At 55.6% G+C, this 25,396-nt stretch carries 14 protein-coding genes and 2 pseudogenes; 10 read left to right on the top strand and 6 right to left on the bottom strand.

Annotation, left to right across the window (positions count from 1 at the left end; all coding sequences use genetic code 11):
• The 6 genes from EK23_RS19855 to EK23_RS23495 all read left to right on the top strand — a co-directional run.
• The coding region (locus EK23_RS19855; RefSeq protein ID WP_045226718.1) for a transposase at positions 1-197 on the top strand (197 nt) is incomplete at its 5' end.
• Positions 198-640: 443 nt separating this feature from the next.
• Positions 641-2,263 (top strand): hypothetical protein, encoded by a 1,623-nt coding sequence (locus tag EK23_RS19860; protein WP_052808386.1) that lies wholly within the window; start codon positions 641-643, stop codon positions 2,261-2,263.
• Between the two features lie 723 nt (positions 2,264-2,986).
• Positions 2,987-3,268 carry a hypothetical protein gene (locus tag EK23_RS19865; protein ID WP_045227151.1) on the top strand — a complete coding sequence of 94 codons (282 nt, stop codon included), beginning with the start codon at positions 2,987-2,989 and terminating at the stop codon, positions 3,266-3,268.
• 11 nt (positions 3,269-3,279) lie between these two features.
• Positions 3,280-7,143: a hypothetical protein gene (locus EK23_RS19870; RefSeq protein WP_045227152.1), complete on the top strand. Its 3,864-nt coding sequence runs from the start codon at positions 3,280-3,282 to the stop codon at positions 7,141-7,143.
• A 7-nt stretch (positions 7,144-7,150) separates the two neighbouring features.
• Positions 7,151-10,795, top strand: coding sequence for a hypothetical protein (locus EK23_RS19875; protein ID WP_045227153.1), 3,645 nt, complete (start codon positions 7,151-7,153; stop codon positions 10,793-10,795).
• Positions 10,796-11,254: 459 nt separating this feature from the next.
• Positions 11,255-11,806 carry a hypothetical protein gene (locus EK23_RS23495; protein WP_145998754.1) on the top strand — a complete coding sequence of 184 codons (552 nt, stop codon included), beginning with the start codon at positions 11,255-11,257 and terminating at the stop codon, positions 11,804-11,806.
• Between the two features lie 248 nt (positions 11,807-12,054).
• Here EK23_RS23495 and EK23_RS22170 read toward each other — a convergent pair whose 3' ends face one another.
• The 6 genes from EK23_RS22170 to EK23_RS19905 form a co-directional block, all read right to left on the bottom strand.
• On the bottom strand, positions 12,055-17,046 hold the full coding sequence (locus EK23_RS22170) for an EAL domain-containing protein (protein ID WP_082054366.1): 4,992 nt from the start codon (positions 17,044-17,046) through the stop codon (positions 12,055-12,057).
• Between the two features lie 436 nt (positions 17,047-17,482).
• Positions 17,483-19,099 (bottom strand): SpoIIE family protein phosphatase, encoded by a 1,617-nt coding sequence (locus EK23_RS19885; protein ID WP_045227154.1) that lies wholly within the window; start codon positions 19,097-19,099, stop codon positions 17,483-17,485.
• A complete protein-coding gene (locus tag EK23_RS19890; protein WP_045227155.1) occupies positions 19,096-19,716 on the bottom strand; it encodes a SpoIIE family protein phosphatase in 621 nt (206 codons plus the stop codon). The genes EK23_RS19885 and EK23_RS19890 overlap by 4 nt, the downstream gene beginning before the upstream one ends.
• A complete protein-coding gene (locus EK23_RS19895; RefSeq protein ID WP_045227156.1) occupies positions 19,704-20,105 on the bottom strand; it encodes an anti-sigma regulatory factor in 402 nt (133 codons plus the stop codon). Before EK23_RS19895 ends, EK23_RS19890 begins: the two co-directional genes overlap by 13 nt.
• Positions 20,102-20,476 carry an STAS domain-containing protein gene (locus EK23_RS19900; RefSeq protein WP_045227157.1) on the bottom strand — a complete coding sequence of 125 codons (375 nt, stop codon included), beginning with the start codon at positions 20,474-20,476 and terminating at the stop codon, positions 20,102-20,104. The genes EK23_RS19895 and EK23_RS19900 overlap by 4 nt, the downstream gene beginning before the upstream one ends.
• A gap of 17 nt (positions 20,477-20,493) precedes the next feature.
• Positions 20,494-21,453 carry a protoglobin domain-containing protein gene (locus EK23_RS19905; protein WP_045227158.1) on the bottom strand — a complete coding sequence of 320 codons (960 nt, stop codon included), beginning with the start codon at positions 21,451-21,453 and terminating at the stop codon, positions 20,494-20,496.
• A gap of 261 nt (positions 21,454-21,714) precedes the next feature.
• Here EK23_RS19905 and EK23_RS22815 point away from each other — a divergent pair.
• The 4 genes and pseudogenes from EK23_RS22815 to EK23_RS24775 form a co-directional block, all read left to right on the top strand.
• Positions 21,715-21,903, top strand: a pseudogene (locus EK23_RS22815) (CRISPR-associated endonuclease Cas1); the annotation flags it as partial.
• A 546-nt stretch (positions 21,904-22,449) separates the two neighbouring features.
• Positions 22,450-22,710, top strand: coding sequence for a hypothetical protein (locus tag EK23_RS23500; RefSeq protein ID WP_145998755.1), 261 nt, complete (start codon positions 22,450-22,452; stop codon positions 22,708-22,710).
• 301 nt (positions 22,711-23,011) lie between these two features.
• Positions 23,012-25,027 (top strand): annotated as a pseudogene (locus EK23_RS19910) (putative bifunctional diguanylate cyclase/phosphodiesterase); the annotation flags it as partial.
• Positions 25,028-25,134: 107 nt separating this feature from the next.
• Positions 25,135-25,389 carry a class I SAM-dependent methyltransferase gene (locus EK23_RS24775; RefSeq protein WP_145998757.1) on the top strand — a complete coding sequence of 85 codons (255 nt, stop codon included), beginning with the start codon at positions 25,135-25,137 and terminating at the stop codon, positions 25,387-25,389.
• Positions 25,390-25,396: the final 7 nt, after the last annotated feature.

The raw sequence follows: 25,396 nt of genomic DNA on the forward strand, positions 1-25,396 counted from the left end.
AATCGATGAAAGATCGCAAGAAGGTGGAAATGCTGTTCGCCCATCTCAAGCGCATCCTCAGGCTCGACAAGCTGCGTCTGCGTGGCTTCAGCGGCGCCCGGGACGAGTTCCTACTGGCGGCGACTGCCCAGAATTTGCGAAGAATGGCGAAATGGCTGATGCCAATGGCGCCAAAAGCCACCGAAGTACCCGCATAACGGCGGGACAGCCCGTCTCAACCCGCGAAAACCGATCGCCGTCCGTCAAAATGATTTTCTAATCGGTCAATCGGTATTCGCGACCCACGATTGGAAAGGCTGTTTTTCAACACAATCGGCCAGAACCGGACACTCGTCTCAAATTTACAGTTCACCACGAACGACAGGTTATGGAATATCCTCGGAATGGGGCCACCGGCAAGATCCGGCCGTTTGGCACTGTCCGCTTTGAGGCACCGAGTGCACACCATTACTATCGACTGGTGACGATTGCATTTAATTTTTCCATCGTCAGCATGGAAACTGAAGGTAAACATACGGATTTACGAAGCACACGATTGCAGTATCAAATCGCCACAGCGTGAGAGATAAAGCGGACAACGTGAGTCTAGTGAACGACAGTTCGCATGCCCCGTGAGCTCTTCGGCTGGAGGTAAAGGTGTATGAAGGCGCTCATATTCAAGAGCAACATGGCTACGGTCCTGTTCGGAATCTTTGTATTCGGCACTTCAAACATTTCTTTTGCAGTTCCTGCCGTCGCCCCATCAAAAAGCGCTACATTAGAGTTCGAAAATCCGCGATTCATCCGTGGTTTGACTCCTGCAGAACGCCATGGACGCGACGTCTGGTTCAAAAGTACGTTTGGTGGCGAGAAATTTTTCAGCCTGATTTTACCCAAGGCACCTTTCAATCTCCCGCTTGGATTCGACGAACTGCTGGCCTCCAACCGCGATACGCGCTTTCAGCGATACGGTGTCATCAACGATCCTGGCTGCCGAACCGGCAATGCCTCAACCGGCTTTTTCGATCGCTGCCGCGATCCACAATCGTCCGGCGTTGTCGGCATCCGCAAGTTCACTGGCGCTGATGGTCAGATGCTCATCGGGGTGACTTGTGCAGGCTGCCATGCGGGCCTGAATCCGGAACATCCCCCGGCCGATCCGAATCATCCGACTTGGGACGACATTCATCCGACGATAGGCAATCAGTACCTCAATATCGGGAAGATTTTTAGCGCTCACCTCTCCTCACACGACCCGCGCTATCAAATTTTTCATACCTGGGCTCCAGGGACTGTGGATACGACAGCGATTGAAAACGACCACATCAACAACCCCGGGATCATCACCCAGTTTTTTAATCTTCCCGATCGCCCATTTTTCGACCTAACTCAGGACGGAATAGCGATTCAAGTGCACCGTTCTGGCCAGGGCGGAGAAGACGATACCGGCTGCGAAAATGCGGCGCTCCGGGTCTTTTTTAATATCGGGATGTGTGCTCAGGAATGCATGGTCGACCATCTCGCCAATGGACCTGGCGGCGCTCAGACCCCCATCAGCAAGGACCAATGCAGAGCTGTTTGCCCGGACTTTCAACAGGCCGAGAAGGAGGTGGTTGATATGTGTACGTTCATGCAAACCACCAAACCCCCTCGCCTGAAAAAGGCGCCTGGCGGGCAACGCTTTGTTGACGAGCGAGTGGTCAAAGCGGGCAAGAATGTCTTTGAGTCCGAATGTGCTTCGTGTCATTCCAATGAGCTATCCGGCTCGCACATCGTGTTATCGGACGATCTGTTACATCCGACCAATGAGATCGGGACCAACCCTTGTCGCGCTTTAACCACCAACTGGGAGGTCGGCCATATCTGGGCGGAGTTTTCCTCCGATCAATACAAGGCAAGGCCGACCGGAGGCCCGGGATTCTACCGGGACGTGCCCTTGTTGGGTTTGTGGGCCACAGCACCATTTCTACACAACAATCGGATCGGTTCCTATTCAGGTGATCCCTCGGTAAAAGGTCGCATTGCGGCCTACGAGGACGCCATGGAACTCCTTCTCAACCCCGATGAACGCGCCCCTTTGATATTGTTGACCACAGATGCGGTAACCATTGGCTCCAATACGCTGCCCGCAGAAACCCCGGTGGGATCATTCGCTAATGTCAACCCCACCAACCTAACAGAAAGCTTATGCGCGGATTGGAACGAAACCAAAGGGCATCCTTTCGGAGCAAGTCTCTCGGCTTCCGACAAATATGCTTTGAAGGAATTTTTAAAAACCAAATGAATTCAATCCTCCTTTATTGTGGTCTGGTTTCGAAAAATTCAAGGAGTATCCGGGGCCGCTGCAGGCGCCGCATACCGGACTTTATAAATGACTTTTTTAAGGTTTGGCGTGCGCTTTCCGCTAGACGAAAAAAGTAACAAAGCAATGGCTTTCGTCTCCGACATGGATGTAAGACCATGACATCAACCGAGTACCGACCGGCTGACAATGTGTGGCGGCTAAGGCACTTGTTGAATGAGCATTAGGTCCGATCAGTTGGCAGCTACTCTGTGTAACCAACTTCGGCGACCTGCTCAGGTTCAACCGTTCCAGCGTCAAATGGCCGGATAGGTTTCCTTCATAGTCGTTCGATTGTTAGGGGCTCGCGAAAAATTCTCGGCCAAAGCCGACGTTCACAGGAAGCCCCGTTGTTTCGCTAGAACAGCGCTGTAAGCCGCATCACGGTTGGGGCAGACTTTCAAACATTGGATAGAATGGTTCATTTTGTCCAAAGTCATGCATCAACAGTATTGTTCCAATCGCTCAATGGGGCGAGATCGCTTTGACTCAAGTTTCGGGGCTAACCCGTCGCATCCTCTGTAAAAGAAAGTCACGCCAGAATCTCACGTAAAAAATGATAATAATTCCTACTAACTCGTAGTCCATTAGGATTTACTTAGCCCACGTATCCAAGTGGCTTTGGAGCCAACCATACCCCCCTGTAGCCAATGAGGAGTATCTCGTATGGACGAAGTCTTCCGATTCCTGTTCCTCCGCCCACTGGCACCAGGCGCCGCCGCCTCGGTCCAACCCAGTGAGCAATTCGGCAACAGTCTGCAGGCCGCCAACGAAGCACGGGACCGCAATGTGGCACTGAAGGCTGCGGCCACTGAGCTGATCACCTCGGAACGGGGCATCACCAGCCTCTCTCAGCTTCATTTCAGCAACGCGCTGCCCGCCACCGAGACGGCACTCGCCCACAATGGGCGGCGGAGCCCATTGAATTTCCCATCCTTCTATCCTTAAGGTGACTTGCCATGGCTACCGCTTCAGCGCTGACACCGACGCCGACGCCTACTCCAGCCCCCAGCGTCAACACCATCTCCGGCAAGGTCATGCTGGCCGAACCGCCGGCCGGCATCCCCAATCTGCTGGTCGTTCTATACGACGTCGATCCCGATACCAAGCCGGAGGAATCGATTGCCCGGCTCTCGATCAGCGCGACGAACGACAGCGGCCTCAATGCGCTCGGCGATCGCATCGGTTCCGTGCTCACCGCGGCCGACGGCTCGTTCAGCTTGGGCTACGAGGACAGCGAATACCGCATCCGCAACGCGACCGAGAAGCGGCCGGATCTTTTGATGCTGGTGTTGGCGCCAGAAACGCCGGGCAAAGCGCTCAAGGATTTGATCCTGTTCTTCTCGCCCGAAGTGCGTCAGGACGCCGGCCGAATCGAGAGCTACTTCGTGCAGCTCACGGTCGCCGATCTGAAGAAGGCCGGCCTCCCATTGCCCGAAGTGCCGACGACGCCAGGCACGGATGATGGCGAAGCGGATCTGGTCGCGTTCGAAGGCAAGCTCAAGGCCGGCAAGCGCTATTTCGAGCGCAAGGCTGACATTCTCAAGCAGCAGATCGAAGTCGACCACGCACAGTACGTGCAAGAGCGGACCACGACTTTCTCCGTCAACGTGAAGGAAGAGCTGTCGAAGGTTCCCAAAGCTGTGCGTGATAGCGTCCGGTTCGTCAACGACAACGAGAGCGTCCAGGCCAAAGCGCTGCACAACACCAAGCTGCATATCAAGAATGTGTTCAACGAGCCGCCGGCCGGCAAGCCGCGTGCGACGGCCAGCGGCTTCATCTATCTCACCGAGGCGCAGATCGCGAAGTATCAGCCTTTCGTACAGGGCGATGAATTCGTGCTGCCGTCCGACATCGTCCAGGATGAGATCCTGCCGGCTCTGTTCGGCGGCAACAACAGCACGGACGGATCTGCGAACGACTTCCTGATGGACCATCCGCAGGTTCGCACCTGCATGCGACTGATCAAAGGCGACATCACCTGCGAAGGCCACGATCACGATCCCGATGGCACGCCCGTCCCGACGCCGACGCCGACGCCTGGACCGATCCTCCTCGCACCGGACTTGGCACCGGCTCAGCCCTCCGATGTGTTCGATTACATCGCCACGCAGATGGAGCACGTGACTGCTCCCGAAGGTGTCCTCAACTTCGGCGTCGAGAGCAAGTCGCGCGCCTCACTCGACCAGATCGGCCAGCACATCACTGGTTTGCACTTCACCAAGGGGCCGGCCGACAGCCCTGCGCTCTTCGATTTTCACACATTGAATATCGCGTTCGAGCACGTGTGGAAGGAGGCAACGGACCTCGGCATCCTGCAGCAGGGCGAAGCGCTCTACGACCAGGTCGTGGGCGTGGGCCAGAAGCCGACCAAGCTCAAGGACCTGATCCTCAACATCAGCTCGACGGTGCGCTTCCTGAAGCTCGAGCCACAGCAGCAACAGTCGCAACCGCCACCGGCGGTGATCTTCGAGTTCCCGGACGCGGTCGACCTGTGGAACAAGATGTCGACGAACGAGCAGAGCGCCCTGACGCGACTCACGTCGGCGATGCTCGGCAAGTATCACGACACGGACGATGGCAACAACAACATCTGGCTGAACTTCCTGAACGGCGCGACGCCGGCGGTGCCGTTCATCAACAAGGGCCACTTGCTCGATCGCGACGGCTTCGATGTCATCGCGGCGTTCCGGCAGAAGGGGCAACGGCTGCTCGACAACGTCTGCGAGCGTGTCGAACAGGCGACGCGGCTCAAGACGGACCTGGACAGCTACACCGAAGCGGATTCCCTCGCACAGGAGCTGAACCAGAAACTGAAGGAACGCTACTCGTTCACCTATTTCGCTGCCGATTCCGTCGAGCGCAGCATCAACTTCGGCGTGCTCCTCACTTATCGCCAGGAATGGAATCCGGCAGGCTACTCGGCCGGCGAGCTGGTGCGCACAATTCCGCTGGCGCCGAAAGAGGTGCGCAAGTACAGCAAGCGCACGCTGGTGAAGAAGAGCCGTTCGCAGAAGGAAATCGAAGACAACCTGCGCATCACCAAGACCGATACCTCAGACACGAGCCGGGCCGAATCCGAGATCGTCAACAAGGCGCTCAACAAGAGCACGTTCGCAATGAACTCGACCTCCACGTTCGACATTCCGATCGGCGAGGTGATCAAGATCGGCGCCAACGTCTCGACCAACTTCTCGAATGAAGCACAACGCGAGTCGAATCAGACCAAGAAGGACTTCCGCGAATCGGTCATCAAGGCGGCGCAGGAGTACAAGACCGAGCGGCGCGTCGAAATCTCGACCGATACCTCAGAGGAGCGCGAGAACACCGAGTCCGGTGAGATCAGCAATCCGAACGACGAACTGACCGTCACGTACCTGTTCTACGAGCTACAACGCCAGTTTCGCGTCAACGAGCGCCTGCATCGGATGCGACCGGTCGTGCTGGTGGCACAGGAAATGCCGGCGCCGCACGAAATCGATGACGAGTGGCTCACGCGTCACGACTGGATCATCAAGCGCGCGTTGCTGGACGACAGCTTCGTGTACGCGTTCGACTGCATCGTGAGCGTGCGCGGCGACATCCTGCTGTTGCGCGAGCTCGAGCGCACTGTTCTCGAGCAACGCAAGATCGTGCGCGATCTGCGGCAGAACGTGCGCTACTACACGGACGAGACCGGTCGCATGAGCCGGCTCATGCAAGCCGCGATCAATAAGGAAGCGGACATAGCAGAAGACCGTGATTTCTGGGACGGCATTCCCCTGCTCGGCAGCCAACTCGATTCTGCTGAGAGTGCCATCAAAGGTGTTGGGAGTCTGCTCGGCTTCGGTAAAGGCGATGATCCCAAAGAGGCACAGCGCATTCGCCGCGAGGGCATCAAGGATGCTTATGAGCGTGCGGACCGCGAGCGGCGCGAGCTGATGGGACGACTCGAGCACGAGACGAGCGTGCTGAACGGCCTGACGAAAGAAGTCGCCGAGAAGCGCAAGGACATCAACGAGAAGGAGATCCTGATCGCGCGGCTCAAGAGTCACGTGAAGGACCACATCCTGCACTATATGCAGGCGATCTGGAGCTACGAGCATCCAGACCAGCGATTCTTCAGGCTCTTCAACACCAAGGTGCCACAGCTGAGCGCGCCCGCTGCGAGCTACAACCTGCGCATCAAGACGACCGCTGCGATACCAGCGCCGCAGGACGCCGTCGCGAATCTCAACAAGACTGGAACGGAGCGCAAGATCCGCCATCCGTTCTACTGTCGTCCGATCATCGACGTGGAGGAGAAGACACTCGCCGAAGTGGCCGATCTCGACAACCTGCTCGGCTTCAAAGGCAACTACATGATCTTCCCGTTGCTGAAGTCGAACGTGCTCACCGACTTCATGATGGCGCCGTACGTCGACAGCGAGTTCGGCCTGCTCGATCCCGATGCGCTAGGCAACTGGACGCTGGAAGAGTTCGAGCAACTCTACTGCTGCCTCAAGGAGAAGATGAGCGACGACGAGTTCAGCGAGATCGAGCCCGCGCTGAAGGAGTTCTACAAGCAGCTGCTTACGGATCCGCTGCGGCCGGGCGAGCTGATCACCGTGCCGACCGGCTCGCTGTTCATCGAAGCGCTGCCCGGCGAGCATCCGATCCTCGAGAACTTCAAGGCGCTGCATCGTGCCGTCGACGTCAAGAAGGCGCAGGCGGACGTGCGAAGAGCGGAGCTGGAGAATATCCGCTACGCCGCTCGCGTCATGGCGGGCGAACGCGGCGATCCGGACGTCGAGAAGAAGATCGTCGTCGAGGGTACTGGTGTCATCGTCAACCCAGATACCTGATGCCGCTGTGGCCAGCAAGCAGCAGCAGTTTCTCGAGCTGTTTCGCGCCTACGAGCAGCCGGGCGGCGACGAGAAGCCGCTGTTCCAATTCATCGATAGGCTGAGCGCCGATGATCTGAGCGACTGCACGCGCGCGTACTTCGACGAGGACAAGTACCAGGCGCAACGACGCAAGTCGCTCGCGGTTTTCATCAAGCTCGCAGTTCGTGCAGCCAGCGGGGGTCCCTTCGACGCTCTGCACGTCGAAGCGATGACCGAGCGGCGCGGCTCGCCGTGGCAGACGCGCTATGCGGAGCTCAAGGGCGACGAGAAAGACCAGATCAAGCGCCAGGTCGAGATCAAGAAGCGGGAACTGACGTACCACCAACGGCAGTTCGCCGAGAAGTTTCGCGGCTACATGGCGAAGCCGCGCAAGGTCACGCAGCAGGAAATCCAGAGGCTCACCGACAAGATCACCAAAGGGGACGATCTGCAGGGCTGCGTTCGCATCTACATCGAGCTTTCGCAGGCCTACGACGAGGGCAACAGCAAGGATTCGCTGCTGATCTTCTTCGGCGTGTCGATGATGACCTTGCAGAAGAGCGGCTTCGACTACGCGTTCACGTTCGAGGCGAACGCGAAAGTTGCGGGCAGCACGTGGAAGCTGCGCTATGACTCGCTCGCCGGTGTCTACGACTTCCAGCAGCGGATCAAGAAGCAGATTGAAGACCGCAAAGTCCTGCGGGACGACGTCGCGATCGACGATCCGAAGCATCAGCGCACCAAATTCCATAAGGATGTTCCCATCGGCAAAGCACAGATGGATGCGGCGCCGACGGAGAAGGCACACCCCGAAGATCGCAAGGACACGCCGTTCAGCGGCGTACAGAAGGAGTTCATCCGGGTTTACCGTCAGTACGTCGACGGCAAGGGAGACAAGGAGCACCTACAGGCGCTGCACGAGTTTCATCGCACCCACAACGGCGAGGACCTGCGCTTGTGTGTGCTCGCCTACCTGGAGGACTCGGAGCATCACTACGCCGGGCAGCAAAGCAAGGAGTCGATGGTCGTCTTTTTCAGCACGCTGTCCGTTGCTGTCGCGAAGAACAATGCGTACTACGCCTTGAAGGTGCTGCTCAAGCTGGAGGCCAAGAATTCGATCTGGAACCAGCGCTTCGCCGCGCTCGAACAGCTGCGTGACTTTGCCGGGCGGCTGCGGCCCGACATCGAGCTGAAGGTTGCCAAAGAAGTGCGCCTCATCGACGAGGTGAAGCTGGCTTACTTCAAGAAGTACGACAAGGATCCTGACCTGCAGGCGCTGCGCGAGTTCAATACGGCGTCGGCGCCGGAGCAGGAGCGGCTGCTTGACAGCGCGCTCGGTGAGTGCGAGATCGCGATCGCCAACAAAGTCTGGAACGTCGACAACTTCAATAAGGCATTCGGCAAGATCGTCGAAGTGCTACGATTCAACAAGGATCGCATGACGATCGTGCAGCTGGTCAAGCGTTGCCGCGAGCGCAGGAGTCTCGACTACCGCTATCGCGCGTGCGTTTATCTGTACGCAGTGAGTCAGCTGTACGTGAACGTCGCCCCGCAATACAAGCACAACAACTATTTCCGCGGCGGGTTCAACGAAGAGGAAACGAAGTGGCTGCTCGAGCCGGGCGACATGAAAGGTGCGTATTTCACGGACCTCGCCGAGCAACTCGAGTACGGCCTCCGGAACAACAAGCTCGGCAACTTTTCCGAGCTCGCCAAGGGCGCCGGCGTGCTCATGATCCATGCGGACAAGATGCGCCTGGTTTTGACGCCGCTGCTGCAAGCACAACTGATTCGCGGCATCGTGACGAAGGCCTGGGAAGAAAAAGGGAAGCAAGTCTCGGACATTCGCATCACCGTCTCGCACCCGAGGATGATGGGTGGCTCGCAGCAGATTCGCATCGGCGAGACCATCGGCAACTTCTATCTCCTCTGGTGGGATCGCGACACCGCCTACCTGCAGGTCAACGGCATGGACCAGGTTGTGTTCGAGGCCGGCAGGGCGCGCTTCGCCGAGATCTGCGCCGACGATTCGTTCTATGGCGAGGTCGCGCGCAACACCGAGCACCTGCTCGAGCTGATTCCAATCTTCTTCGAGATCCTCGGCTATCTGCCGGACCTCGTGTCCGGCGGGCTCATCGGCTTGGCCAAGAGCATTGCGTTCAGCATCGCATTCGACAAGTCGATGGAAATCCTCGGCATCGATCCGACGAAGGCGCAGATCGCGATGCTGGGTGCATCGTTGCTCGCTCATGGCTTGCGTCCGAAGCACGCGCCCAAGCAGACGGTCGATGCGGCTCATATAAATGTGGACGCAGTCGTGCACAACCCGCACGCGTCCGGCAAGGGAACGCGCATGGTCGAGACAGCTGCGGTCGACGTCGGATCTTCGGTCACGCATGGACGCGGCACGGGCGTCAATGCGCCTGACGTAGCCGATGCCCGACTCGGAGGCGGTGCGACTCACGCGGGCGATGCACCGAAAGCAAAGGCGAACGTTGCGGCGGAATCGCCGACCTTGGCTTCGCGCGAAGGGATCGACATGCGCGGCGTCGACGTCGGCGACGGACGTATCGGCGTCGGCATGCACAAAGGCACGGAGCACGTGCCCGAGGTTGGCGGCGGCAAAGGTGCTACGACCGATCCTCGCGCAACTCAGCGGCCGGATGCCGGCAAGGCCGGAGCGAAGATCAACGACATGGATCGCGGGCTAAAGACTGCTCCGCCTGACGAGCATGTCGGCAGCGGCAAGGCGGACGGGAAAAAGGGCGGCAAGGGGTCCAAGGAGGCGCACGAAAAAGATCGCGTGGAGATGAGCGCGAGCGACAAAGGTGAGGGCGGCCGCAAGAGCAGAGGCGACGCCAACGATCGCAAGAAGAAGTCCTCGTCCAAGGACGAGGGTAGCGGTAGCTCGAAGGACGAAGAGGGCGGCGGCAAGTCAGATAAGAAGAGGGGCAAAGGTGGCGGTAAAGGCGAGCCGCCTCCACCACCGCCCCCGCCTCCTCCGCCGCCACCGCGGGCCACACCGACGTCACCAGTCGGCGATGTGCGGCAGCGAATCGGCCAGGGCACGTGGCGACAAGAGAACGGCGTGCACATCAACGAAGGCGGATTCCAGATCACCGGCAAGAACAAAACCAATGCCGTGCTCTACAGCAACGAGTACGAACGTGCCATCAACGAGCAAATCGTCGGCCAGATGGCCGAGCGGCTCGCCGACAAGCCTCTCAGAATGGATCCGAACTTTGGACCAGGGCGCAAAACGCCATCATCAAGCGTGACCGATCGCTTCAAGTATCAGCGCGACATCGCCGGTGGCGGCATCAACCGCCGTCCGGAAGGAGTCATGGAGATCAAGCGACCGGTCGCCGGCAAGCAGGGCGTCGTCGAAACGAACGTGTTCGAGGCCACTCACGACAAGAACTTCGCCCCGGCGTTTAGCCACAAGCGGCAGCAGCTCACCGGAACCGAGTGGATTTTCTCCGGCACGCCGCGCAAAGGCTACTCCGCGGACACGGTGATCAACTATCACATCGTTTCGCCGGAAGTCCCGAGCCCGGCGACCCTGGCCACCTTGAACAACTTGATGCAGACGAGGCCGAATTTGCAGTTCTATTGGTATGTGGTGCGGTGAGGCGCCTCAGCCGCGCTGTGCGATGCTCTTCTGCTGGGTGAATTATCTAAACCATAGGCCATTGCCGCCGTTCGGCAGGCCTTTTCAATTCGTACTCAACGTCGGTTTTCGGCTTTTTCGTCACAGGGAAATTGCCGGGCAAAGCCTTGCCAATCAAGCAGAATGGAGTGGTCGAACGAAAGTGTTCGGCCAGAAGTTAAACGCGATCATGTTTACAAGCCGCGATTTCGCATTTTGAGATAGGCTATACACGATAACGCTGCCGACCAACTAGACTTACTTGCAAACTAATGAATATAAACCGCCTTTTACGGAACCACGGAGCTTAATCTACGTTACGTTGAATATTCCGTCCCTTATGAGTGACGAGAGAGGTTCAGGTTCTTCTTCTATGCTTTGAGTTGAGCCAGGTGAGGCCACGATGCGATGGCGGCTAGCCAATAGTCCGAGAGTACAGCCATGAAAGAGCTTTTTCCGCTGCTAGTCATGTCCTTTGCGATATTTTCGACTTCTCAAGCTGCAACTACCAAACAATGGGCTTGGCTGGCCGGCACTTTCTGGTATGTTCCGGCCAAGAACCTTTCTGCATACACCTATTCACCCATCACAAACACACTCCGGTTCTTGTCGGACCAAACAGTATTTCATATAACCGGTTATTCGGAAGGTTATTTTTACGGGAGTGTCGTCGCACAAATTGATTCCAATACACCCAGCTGTCAGTCGGTTATTGGCTCAGTTACCCCAGATGGCAAGGTCTATTTGACCTTCAACATTCTTCCCTATTCAGCTGAAAACTCCCCGACGATCGGGCTAGGGACCATGGTTCAAAAGCTAAAACGTTGGACGATGATCAACCAGATGTCCACCGGCCCTAATGCGCTTCAGGTAGGGCATTGGGCCTATATGGTTCAAACCAACCCCCGACAACCGAGTTGGAACAGCTTGCCGGGAATCGGCGTATCCGTACCGCAATTTCTCTCTCAATGTCCAGACAATTCACCGCGGTAGAAGGACCCTATATCGACTTCGGAAAACTAACCAATATGACAGCTTAACACTGGCGTGGCCAGAATTCGACCGGTATCACAACCCGACCACAGATCAAACCGAGTGCGCCAAACCTAAGCGCGGCGAAAACTCCCTTTATTCAAACATTCACCTGCCCTACCGTTTTGTCAAATGATCGCCCAAAGCCGCCGTTCAACCTCGCCTTAGATTCCAAGTAAATGGCAGCAATTTAGAGGTCTGGCGATGTTTCACACGCGGTTTTGATGGGAAGTTTCTTTGCTGAGTAATTTGACCCATTCGGCCATGGGGAGTGCGCGACTGAACAAGTATCCTTGATAGGCATCACACCCACGCTCCCGCAGAAATCCTAGTTGCTCCTCCGTTTCCACGCCCTCGGCAAGAACTTGCATACGCAAATTGCGGCTCATCGCGATAATGGTGGCAGCGATTTCCATATCATTGTGGTCATGAGGAATGTCGTGGACAAAGCTTTGATCAATTTTTAGCTTATCGATGGGGAAGCGCTTGAGATAGGCAAGTGACGAGTAGCCCGTACCGAAGTCATCAATCGAAATCTTCACGCCCAGCACCTTGAGTGCATCCAAGGTTGATTCGGCTTCGCGACCGTGCTCCATGATTGCCCCTTCGGTGATTTCCAGCTCGAGATTTTTTGCCGGAAACCCCGTCTCATGGAGAATCTTTTCCAGCATCACGGGCAAATCTGGCTGCAAGAATTGTCGAGGCGAAAGATTGACGGCGAGACAAAGGTCATCATGTCCGGACTTGATCCAGGTCACTCCGTCCATGCAGGCACGCTTCAGCACCCATTGGCCAATCGCTATGATGCTCCCGTTTTCTTCGGCCAAGGAAATGAAACGTCCCGGAGCCACCAAACTACCGTCGCTGTGTTGCCAGCGAATCAAAGCTTCGCAACCGCAGATGCAGCCGGATGCGATATCCACCTGAGGTTGATAGTGAATGGTGAACTCATCGTTGAGCAGGGCATGTCGCAATTGGGATTCCAATTCGATTCGCTGCTTTGCACGTACCGTAAGTTCGCGCGTATAGAATTGGTAGGCGTTTCGGCCGCTTTCTTTGGCTTGGTACATTGCGGCATCCGCATGTTGCAGCAATTCCGTCGCTTCGGTTGCGTCATTTGGAAACATGCTGATGCCTATGCTCCCAGTTATGAAAACTTCGCTGCCATTGGACAAAGTAACCGGTGCAGCCAATAGCTCCAATAAATCTTGGGCGAGGTCAGCCGCATCTTCGGGGCGATCCAATTCCTCCATGAGCACGACGAACTCGTCTCCACCCAAACGCGCAAGCGTGTCTTCGCTGCGGATACGCGTGAGCAATTTTGCAGCAACATTCACCAGAACGTCATCGCCCACCGGATGACCGAAACTGTCATTGATGTTCTTGAACCGGTCCAGATCCAGGAAGAGGATCGCGCATCTGCCGTGCCCACGCCGATTGATTACTTCTATAACATGCTCGAGTCGCGACAAGAGCAAAAGTCGGTTGGGCAAATTGGTTAGGGCATCGAAATGCGCGAGCCGTCGCAATTGCTCTTCGGAATGTTTAATGCGGCTGATATCGGAAAATACAGCCACATAATTAAGGATCTGATCTTGCTCGTCACGCACACAGCTGACAGTCAACCATTCCGGATATATTTCTCCATTCTTGCGCCTATTCCAGATTTCTCCCTGCCAATGACCTGTTCGTCCAATTTCGGACCAAAAGGATTGATAGTAGGTGAGGTCATGGCGGCCCGAGCTAAGGATGGTCGGATTTTGTCCGATCACTTCTGACTCGTCATAGCCGGTGATCTCGGAAAATGCTCGGTTCACGGCAACAATCTGGCAAGCGGCATTAGTAATCATGACGCCTTCCGCAGTACATTCGTAGACCGCAGCGGCCTGACGAAGACTATTTTCGGTGCGTCTTCGCTCAGTGACATCCTCCGTGATCCAAACCGAGCGCCGCATCGATGACACTCCATTGGGAACCGGTAGTGCGTGAGCATGAATTAGCCGAGACTTGCCGTCGGCTCCTACGATCCGATACTCGTATTCCACCTCGCTCTCGTCTGCTCGGCTGAACACCCGGTCTGACACGCCCTCCCGATCTTCTGGATGGAGGCAACGCAGCCAAAGTGCCGGGTCATGATACAAAAGTGAAACCGGATGGCCCCAGACGATCTCAAACATGTGGCTCACGTAGAGAATGCTAAATGCAAGCCCCTCAGGTTCGCCGCTGTCTCGCCATTCAATCAGCCAGACGACCTGCGGGAGGGTTTCGGCGACCTGACGGAATCTTTGTTCGCTTTCCCGTAGAGCCGTTTCGGCTCGTACGCGTTGAGTAATGTCATTGTTTACTTCCACAATGGACCACGGTGCGCCATGTTGGTCCCGCATTAACCTCCAATGGCTGGCGATAGAAATCGCTTGCCCGGCGCGGGTGGTATGGATCAGATCACCTTGCCATTCCCCGGTGCGCGAGACCGAGTCACGGATTTCGCCCAAAGAAATCGGAAATTGGGTTTGCAACAGTTCGTGAGCAACTTGACCGAGAGCCTCTTCGGCACTCCATCCGTACAAGTCGGCCGCGCCCAGATTCCAGAAAATGATGCGGTCCTCCAAGTCACGGGCAAGCACCGGAGCCAATTCAAGTAGGTTGGCCTGCTGCTGCAGTTGCTCGGCGTTGTGCTGCAAAGCCTGCTGTAGCCGCTTCAAAGAGGTCACCTCGGAAAACGTGATAACCACCCCCTCGATCTGCTTGTTTTCGACCAGGTAAGGTAAGACCCGCTTCAAGTACCACCGATCAAGCGTATCTTGGGCCTCAGATTCGATGGATTGACCGCTAATCATGACCTGCCGGGCATCTTCCTTCAGGTCACTGTTCCTTAAAATACTGGCAATGTCACTTATCGGTCGGCCGATATCCGTATCGATAAGATGCATTAACCGACCCATGGCGGGGGTATAGCGCTTGATTCGGAACTCCTTATCCAGAAAAATCGTGGCGATTTGGGTGCTGCTCAACAGGTTGTTGAGATCATTGTTGGTGGTGTGCAACTCAGCCACTTTGAGGTCTAGCGTACTGTTCGAATTGAGCAATTCCTCATTAAGTGATTGCAGTTCCTCTTTTGAACTCTCCAGTTCCTCGTTGGCGGACTGCAACTCCTCGTTCATAGCCACAGCTTCCTCGTGCACTGCCTTGAATTCCTCGTTCGAAAGCCGCAGGTGTTCAATGTTTCGTTGTAAATCGTCGCGTGTGGCCACCAACTCTTGTTCGAGCTGCTGGACCAGCAAACTGTCGCTCGTTTCGGCGAGAGCCTCACTAGGGGGCGTGTCGGCCAAACGATCTAGAACGAGGAGAATCCACTGGGCATCGGGGGGAGGCTGGACCGGCACAGCCTGGACTTGGATCGCGAAACCAGCCTTCCCTCGGGCGCCGACCTTGGTGATTCTTTCATTCTTGCGTTGTGTCTCCTGAACCGCAGACTGAATCAAACTTAGTAGTCCCGGTTTCATGCTGGCGAAGAGGTTTGTGGAAGGCTGTCCAGCAGGGAAGGTAAGAAAGTCCGACGTATTTCCAGTACTGTACAAAATCTCGTGCTTCGCATCGATCAAGATTTGAGCAGGACCATGGCGGTTAATTACGTTCTCGTACACTCGCTCTTGTTTGGGAACACGTGATGTTTCGTAGATACCGTCGGGAAAGATGAACCTTGGAAAGGCTTGCCCGCTGTAGGTGGGCATTTCCTTTTTTCGTGCCGTCTCCTTTAGCAGGCTGCGATAGATACGCCAACGTTTGGAAATGGTTTCGAAATTTCGGTACTGCGGACCGATGGACTCGGAGTTACCAAGAAACAAAAAGCCCCCGCTATTCAACGAATATTGGAAGATTGACAAGAGGTGGCGCTGAAATTCGGGCTCCAAGTAGATGAAGACATTACGGCAGACGATAAGATCCAGACGTGAAAATGGGGGATCGGCAACCAAGTTGTGTTGGGCGAAAACAATCATTTCGCGCAGGCTCTTGTTGATCTGATATCCTTGTTTGCACGGGACGAAGTGACGACTCAGTCGTTGGGGATCGATATCGCTGACTTCGTTAAGTAGATAGAGGCCCGAGCGCGCCATCTCCAAGGCACTTTCATTGAAGTCAGTTGCGAACAGCGAAATGGGTCTTTGCGGTGCGATCAGATCCCGTTGCTCGGCCAATAGCATCGCCAGCGAGTAGGCTTCCTGCCCGCTGGCGCAGCCTGCCACCCATGCCCGCAGCGGTTCGCTTTCCTTTTTGTCCTGAAATATTCGGGGGATCACGATGGTTTCGAGGATGTGATACGCCTCGCGGTCACGGAAAAAAGCGGTAACTCCGATCATCAGATCCTTGGCCAAATGGCTAACTTCATCCGAATCTTGCTCAAGTCTGTTGAAGTAAGCTTCCATGCTATCGATTCCACACAGACTCATGCGCCTGGAAATTCTTCGGAGCAAGCTGGTTTTCTTGTAGCCTCGAAAGTCTTGCGAGACCTCACGCTTTAGAATCTCCGTAATTCGATCGAAAACACCATTCGGGTGCTCCTCGATTGCAGTAGCCTTCACATCTGATTCAGAAATGATGGTTTGGAAGTTTCGGATCGCATGTGGCATGCGTTCCGGCGGTAGAATGAGGTCGGCCCCATTCGCTTCGATGGCCGCCTTAGGCATACTGTCGAACTCAGCGCTTGCAGGCTCCTGAACTAAGCCGAGTCCACCCTGTTGCCGAACGGCATAAAGTCCCATAGCTCCATCGTTGAGCATGCCGGATAAAATTACCCCGACTGCTTTCCGGCCCTTTGCAGCTGCCAGGCTTCTCAGGAAATAATCAATGGGCCGTTGGCGGTTTCCAATGAAGCTCAAATCGGCGAGTTCCAGGCGATCATCGTGCAATACCAAACTATGGCCTGGCAAAGGCAAATAGACGTGCCCCGCTTTCAAATGCGTTGATTCCTTCGCCACAATCGCAGGCATTCCTGTCCACCGAGCGATGAGCTCAGGCATGTTGCTATTTTCATGGACAGGTAGATGCTGAACAATTACGCATACCCATGTCATGCCTTGGGGAATAGCACGGAAAAATGCTTCTAAGGCCCGCAGCCCTCCGGCTGAAGCGCCAATTCCGACTACGAGAAGATCGGAAACTGGGTCGTCTGGCAAAGTTGGTATGCTCAAGTGTTCAGTCAAGGATGAGTCAGGGTTTAGTTATGCTGAAGCTCTTGTGGATCAACGACGTCCCCCTAACTTTCAGGGCACCCGCCTTTGACTCCGTGGCTAATGTAATCGATTCCCCCGCCATTTGTCTGGCATATGCCGCAGGGGCAAGGCGTCCAGCGATTTTTCAGTCGCACTTGATTGTCTACTAGCCTCCACGCGCCGCTCATTTCCTTGGCGCCAAAGCCAGTTGGCGGACCTCTCACTGCCCGCTTGTCGAACGCATCCAGCGCATTCGTGCCGACAGCTGGATCGGCTATCCGCGCGCGGTTAAAGCGCGGAGCCGACTGAATCCCTGTTTAAGTGGCCGAGTGTATACCCGGCCTGGGCTTAACGCCGCGTGAATGACTGCTTACCTGACTGGTTTGCGTATTGGTGGCCCCGGCCATCCGGTCACTCAAATCTGTATTCATCGCCAATCTAACATGGTGTCCGGTATTACTTTCAGAACTACCATGGTGACGTCGTCGCTAAAGAACTCGCCGGCATTGAATCGCCTCACTTCAGCGGCGATGCTAGCAATGATCTCCTGAGGTGCATCTTCAGCGTGAGCGATGAGTAATTCGTTCAGGCGTTTGACCCCAAAGAAGTCACCTTCGGTATTCTGGGCCTCGGTGATTCCGTCCGTGTAAAGGAGCAGCAAGTCGCCCTTGTTTAAGATCGTGCTGTTTTCCTCGAACGCAACGTCCTTCTTTACGCCAAGAATGAGGCCATCAGCATCTAGCTCTCGGCATTTGGCCTCACCGGCACGCAGCAGCAATGGTCGGTTGTGTCCGGCGTTGGCATAGGAAAGCCGCCGGGTGTCCCGATTGAACTTCATGTAAAACATGGAAATAAAAAGATCAGCCCGGCTCAGGTCTTCGTAGAGGAGAGCGTTCAAGGCCCGGAGTATCTGTGCCGTTCCCACTGCCTTGCCGGCGCCCTTGGTTAATGCTTCCGCCTTCAGCGAACTGCGGGTTTCCGCCATCACCAGTGCCGCGCCAACTGAATGGCCCGAAACGTCGGCAATGACGATGTCGATACCGTCCCTCCCACAGAAATAATCGAAGTAATCTCCCCCCACGTGGCGAGCCGGCTGGCAGTAGCCGGCTATGAGCGCGCCTTCGGCCTTTAACGGCGCGCCCGGAAGGAGAGATAGCTGGATTTGCTTGGCGATATCCAATTCATGACGCTCCTCCTCTGCTTGCCGCAATTGAGTCACGTCGGTTTGGATTCCGATAAAGTGACCGATATTGCCAAGGTTGTTCTCCACCGGCGAGATAAATAATTCGTTCCAGAAACTTGTGCCGTCCTTTCTATAGTTTTTCAGGGTGACTAGACAAGACTCCCCTCGCTGCAAGGCCTCGCGGATTTTCTGGAGCGACTCGGGGTCCGTTTCCGGCCCCTGGAGAAATCGCGGATTGCGCCCGATCAGTTCTTCCCTCGAGTAGCCGGTCATCTCGGCAAAGGCGGGGTTGACGTAGATGATGGGATAGTCCTTGCACACGGCATCGGTAATAATGATCCCGACGCTGGAGGCTTCGATGGCGCGGTCGTGTAGCCTCAGCTCTTCTTCGTAGTGCTGGCGTTCGATGATTTCCGCTTGCAGTGCCAGGTTGGTTTCCGCCAACTCGGCCGTACGCTGACGAACGCGGCGCTCCAGTTCGTCATGAGCCTTTTGCAGTTCTTCCTCGGCGTGCTTGCGTTCCGCGATCTCAAATTCCAACGCACGATTGAGTTTACGTAGGGATTCATTGGCTTCCCGAAATCCCCGGTGAGTCATTTCGAAAGGCGCAAGACTCTCGGCGAGAAAATCCCCAGCGAGCTCGACCTCGCTACAGCATTCAACGGATATCTTCAATCTAGATAAGGCCGACTTCAGGGCCTCATGGTATGCAGATTCAATCTCCAGCAGGCCGACTCCCGAATCCACGGCCTTGCGGCCGAATTCGTAGGCACGCTGCAAGCCCAATTCGCCACCCTGGGTCAGGTAACTCTTCATCTCCTTCGAGTAGGCTGCCAAGAAATCTAGAAGTGCGTTGTTCACGACAACCTTCCGCAATAGCGTGCAACAAGGACCAGAGCATCATCCGTCACCTTGCCGAATTCCCTCAAAATCTGTTCTGCAATGCTCTGAACTTTCTGGCACCTGAGCAGAGGATCGGCAAGCGTCCAGGCGGAACCGAATTCGCTCCGAATACCGTCCGAAGCCAGGACAATTAGGTCTCCGGAGTGAAGGCACAGGCTGGCTCTTCGCAGAGGGGGTAGCTGAAATCCCACCACTCCGCCGCGCGTAAGCAGTCTTTCAATGGACGGAATTTGGGTACCATACCTGACCAAGAGTCCATCGACGTTGCCGACACCGAGCCAATCCATCCGATTGCTGCGTTGATCTATGGATGCCAAACTCATTGCAACTCCGCGCGAGCTCTTCAATGCATGATGGGTATGCAATAGCAATTCGTTGGGCGTTTCGGCCGCGTAGCGGTCCAATGTTTTCACCGCAACGCGCGACGCATTGGCGGCCTCGTCGCCATGCCCCAGTCCGTCCACCACGGCAAGAACGACTCCGTCCTCAAGCATCCTGACCAGGTAGGCGTCTCCTGAAACCTTCTCACCCGGAAACGGTCGCATGGCGACACCATATTCAATCAATGAGTCCATTTGGTCACCTTCACCTGGGTGCCATGGCCAACTTCGGAGGTGATTTCAAAATCGTCCATTAGGCGCTTCGTACCAGGCAAACCGAGACCCAAGCCTTTCCCGGAGGAATATCCGTCCCGCATGGCCAGATCAATGTCCGCAATGCCCGGACCACCGTCGCGCGCAGTAATCGATAGGCCACGCCGAGTCCCCTGGCAAATTTGGTCCAGGATGATTTCACCGGACCGAGCGTATTCCACTATGTTGCGCGCCAATTCAGAGAGTGCCGTGACAATCAGGGTCAGTTCGCTCGAAGTAAAGCCCACTTCCTTTGCCAAAGTTCGGACCTGTTGGCGGGCCCGAACGATGTCAATATCCGAACCGATAGCGACGCGCACGCTTTCCGTCATTGCGGATCGACCTCTGCTTTCTCCCGGTTCAGAACCCCCAGCGCCTCTTCAAGATCAAGTACCGTATGAACCCCGGAGAGCCGTTGCTCCAATCCCAATTGCACCATCGCGAGCGCCACCTCGGGCCGAATACCCACAATGACCGCTTGGGCACCCCGCAGCCCCACCGCTTGTGCCAGATTGCGCAAGGTGCGCGCTGCGAAGGAATCCATAACCTCCAGCGTAGTGACTTCCAAGATCACGCCCTTAGAACGGAATCGCCCGACTTCTGCTACCAGGACCGCCTGCAATTCCAACAAGTCGGAGTCAGTCATTTCGGAATTCAAAGAGACGATGAGGTTAGGGCCCAATTTAAGAATGGGAGACTTCATACGGTGGTTCTCCCTAATCAAGTGGGCCTCGAGCGTTCGGCCGGAGGAAGCAGGTGATATCCCAGCAGTGCCTCTGCCTCCTCCAAGCCGCTCTGCAGGTCGACGGTGGTTTTCACCTCACTTAGATCTACACCGATTGCCACCAGGGCTTGGGCGATTTGCGAAGACAGGCCCGTCAAAATCACCGTTGCCCCCATCAATCGCGCGGCGCTGACCGTTTGTAAGAGATGGTTCGCAACCTTCGAGTCTACGAGGGGCACGCCGGTAATATCGACGATCGCGACCTTGGCACGAGTTGAACTGATGCTGTTCAGCAACTGTTCGGTGAGTTGACGTGCCCTATGGGTTTCCAGTTCGCCCACCACCGGCAGGATCAGAAGCCGCTCTCGGACTTGCAGAACCGGCGTCGGCAGTTCCCGGATCGCATCCCGTTGGGTTCGAATCAGTTGTTCTCGCTGTTGGATGTAGGTGTCAATCGATAGTCCGATATCAAGAAAAACTACTTTCAAAAGCGCCTGATAGGCCTTAAGGGCTTCGGACGGGGCGTCTTGGTAAGCAGCGAACAATCGGTCGGCAACAGACCGGAGGTAGAAATTGTACATTCCCAGATAGGATTTTACGGGTAGCCCGATTTTCTCGTGAATCGCTCCAATTTTTAGGCGGTTTTCCACGTAAGCCTCGCCGTATTCACCACCGGTGAGGTCTAGGAAATACGATCGTTGAAGGTTTCTGACCTTCTCGAGTACCTTGGCATCTCGGAAAAACTCGCGCGTTTCATCGAAGGCCAGCAGGTGCCGATAGAATGCTTCGATGACTGGATTAGCGTACTGTTGAGCTAAATCATGGATGCCCGTTAGGGCCGCTATGTCAGTCTCCCCAAATTCCAAGAACGCTTTGCGTTGGGCGATTTCTCGTTCGGTTATGCCCATTTCAAACATCAACGAGCTTTTGCCGTTAGCTTCAGATTCGCCGGTCATTGCAGTTCCCTCCTCCTGAGAGTAATCGTCAGTTTTGGTGTACGGCTGGTTTTGGCCAGGTGGCGATCTAATGCTCTTCGCCGTCCTTCGCGTGTTGATTGACAACCCTCAAGCTATCCTCGAATCGGATTCCTTGGGCGACCTCTGGCAGAACTTTGAAACGTCCCAGCCTGTGCGAGATCGAATGCGCCGCCGCGGCCGGTTACTTCGAGGCCTACTGCACCCTGTTCGCGCCGTCCCTGGAGCTCAAACCGCCGGTCGCCGCAGGATCCGGTCAACGCTGTGCCGTACCTCGGCTTCACGTTGCTGCATTTCGACGCGGCGCAGGCTTGCCAGATGCAGGGCCTGGCCTCCTATCTCGGTTTGTTCCGCGATCTGGCGTGGAATCACGAATCCCCGACCCCGGATCTGATCGAGCCGTTCTGGCCCCGGTTCGATCACCTTGTCTGACTCTCAAGCATGGAAATATTTGCGAGCAAAGCGTTCATCAACGCAAACAATGAAAGAATTTTTGACGTACCCAACCAAAGTGAAATGTTATCTGGCAAAACGGAGAGCCAATACGGCCACGCCATTACGTACCCCAGCCAACAGGCTTGGAAAACATTCAGCAAATGCCAGCATCATGGCGTCAATTTGTGAGATCCGACGCTGATCCTATGATCTGCAGGCGACTGGGGGCGCGAAGTCCAGTTGAAAGGGTAAGTTGGCAATTTAACCTTGTCTATCCGCAGTGTTGCGCGGCAAAACTGATCGTAGAGGCGCGCTAGATTGAGGAAGTCGAGGTTGCGGTCTACGGTCCATCAAATGCCCTAGATTACATCTACCCCTCTCTCCCCTTGCGTGGATCGCTCCGTGGCAGCACTTGAGGCGCTTTCACTTTGGCGGAAATAGCAATGGACCCCAGAATTTGAGGAGTCGGTTAACTGCCCTGTCTGGAAATCATGATCCCTCCAGTCGTCGGTGACGAGAATCATGTGTTAGGCGCCAGTCCTCATGAAATCTGGCTTTTCGCCGGACAGCGGCTTATGCCGCCGCTACTTGTTCTACATCAGAAAAGGTCTGCAAGCCACTACCGCATCGCTTTCTGCCCCAACACACGAAGAGGGAATTCACGGCAGGCAACCCGGAGAAGAAACGCTTGCCCACCAACTAAACGGGTTCAATCAAACCGGAATTCCAATTGGTAATAACACCAGCTTGACTGACACTATCGGAAGTTCTCTACTTTTATGGCACTTTGGCTTTTCTGGTTAGTTTGCCTGAGCGATTGGGATCACATCAGCATGCGCATAACTAACGCGCATGCAAACCCCCACACAAGCCTTTGTCGTTCGCGAAGAGGTGCCTTCTTGCCATCCCGCTGCTCATGAATACCAAGAGCCGATCCGGTCGGACGAAGGTGCCTTTAGCGACTTCGAGAGAACTCTTGCGTCGCCGGGCGGAAACTCTGCTTCAAGGAAGGTCTATGTCAGTCGAAGATTCCGTTGACTCCGTACCGCCCGTGGGGGAGCACTACCTGCAACACGAGTTGCAGGTGCATCGAATCGAACTGGAGATGCAAAACGAAGAACTGCGCCGGGCGTTATTGGCAGTTGAGGTCTCGCAATCGCGCTATTTCGATTTGTATCATCGGGCACCCGTGGGTTACCTCACTCTGGATGAACAAGGATTAATTCTGGAGGCGAACCTTACGGCAGCCGAGATATTGGGCTTGCCCCGGAAAGGATTAATCAAGCAGCTTTTTTCCCGATTTATTCTCCATGCCGAGCAGGAACTGTATCACTTATACCTCAAGCAGCTTCCAACGACCGGAAAACCTCAAACTATCGAACTCCACCTGGTTAAGCGCAATGCCGCACCCTTTTGGGCGCGGCTGGAAACCAAACGATCACAAGACGCAGATGGATGCCTTGTGTTCCAGTTGATCATCAGCAACATCGATGAAAGCAAGCAAAGTATGGAACGCCTGCGCCAGGCCTCGGCCATGTTCGCGACCGCTCGTGAAGGTGTCATGGTGACGGATTCGTCGGAGCACATCCTCCTCGTCAATCGGGCGTTCTGCGAACTCACCGGCTACAGTGAAGAGGACGTTTTGGGACTGACACCGCGGATACTCCAATCCGGCCGACAGGATAAAGCGTTTTACGAGGCCATGTGGGCGCAACTCGACGCTACCCGTTATTGGCAAGGCGAAATCTGGAACCGCCGAAAAAACGGCGAGGTCTATCCGCAGTTGCTCACCATCAGCGCCGTACTGGATGATCAGGCTCGGGTCACCCATTATGTCGGCGTGTTTTCCGACCTCAGCCAAATAAAGGACGCTACGGAACGGCTTGAGTTTCTCGCTCACCATGATGTACTGACCGGCCTACCAAACCGCCTGCTGCTGTTTTCTCGACTACAACACGGCATCGATATAGGTAAGCGCGATCGCAGGTCGCTGGCCTTGCTGATGCTCGACCTGGACCGTTTCAAGGACATCAACGACAGTTTCGGCCATTTGGCCGGAGACGAATTGCTCCAACGGGTGGCTGAACGCCTCACCAGCCGGCTCCGCGGCATCGATACCGTCACCCGTCTGGGCGGCGACGAATTCGCGGCCCTGCTGGAGGATTTGTCGCACCCTCAGGATGCGGCGCTGGTCGCTACCGAAATCATTGAAGCTTTGACTGAACCCTGTCGTTTATCGAATAGCGTGGAGGTTCGTGTCAGCGTCAGTATCGGGATTAGTCTGTATCCGGAGCATGGGACAACGCCCGAAGAACTCCTGAAACAGGCGGACGCGGCGCTGTATCGGGCCAAAGCTGAGGGCCGCGGCAAATTCAGTTATTTCTCGGACGACCTGACCTATGCCGCCATTCGGCGCATCAACCTGGAAACACTGCTGCGCCGCGCGCTAGTTCACAACGAACTCAGTCTGCATTATCAGCCTCAGATCGACATCGCATCCGGTCACGTGGTGGGTGCCGAGGCCCTCATCCGCTGGCACAGCGAAACCGAGGGCGACATTACTCCCAATCAGTTCATCCCGGTCGCCGAGGAAACCGGACTGATCGCGACACTCGGCGAATGGGTACTGCGGGAAGCCTGCCGGCAGGGACGCCGCTGGATCGATGCGGGCTTGCCACCGCTGAAGTTGGCGGTCAACCTGTCCTCACACCAATTGCGCCATGGGGACATCAGCGAGACGGTGGCATCGATATTGGCCGAAACGGGCTTCCCTCCCGAACAACTGGAACTGGAACTGACCGAAAGTGCCCTGATGGAGCGGGAGTCGGAAGCGGCGTCGATTCTGCAACGTTTGCGGGATTTGGGCGTGCGGCTAGCGATTGACGACTTCGGCACCGGCTATTCCTCCTTGGCCTATCTCAAGCGCTTCCAACTCGACATGCTTAAGATTGACAAGAGTTTTATCGAAGACATTCCGCAGCAGCAGGATGACCGGGAAATTGCCGCGGCGATCATCGCCATGGGGCATACCTTGCGGCTGAAAGTGTTGGCTGAAGGCGTGGAGACGTCGGAGCAGTTCGATTTTCTGAAAGCCCAAGGCTGCGATTTATACCAAGGCTATCTCAGCAGTCCGGCATTACCGCCGGACGAATTTGCGACATTGCTTAGGCATAATGGCGATAAAAACACTACTTCCGGGGCTTACCGTGTGATGACGACCGCTTCGAAATCGTTCACGCGGACGGAGCGGACTATATCGCTACCTGTCGCGATCGCTTTGATGCGATTTTTCTGGACGGTTTCGATGGTGAGCGCCTCCCTTCTCGTTTGTGCAGCCAGAACTTCTATAAGCGCTGCGCTGTCGCACTGAAGAAGAGCGGTATTCTCGTAGCCAATCTTTTGGAAGGAGATTGGAGTATTGGAACCTGCGTTAAACTGTCCGTCGTCAAAGAAAATGTGAACAACAGGCGGGAAAAGCCATGAATAAATG

The organism is Methyloterricola oryzae (assembly GCF_000934725.1).
In the GTDB taxonomy this organism is placed as follows: Bacteria; Pseudomonadota; Gammaproteobacteria; order Methylococcales; family Methylococcaceae; genus Methyloterricola; species Methyloterricola oryzae.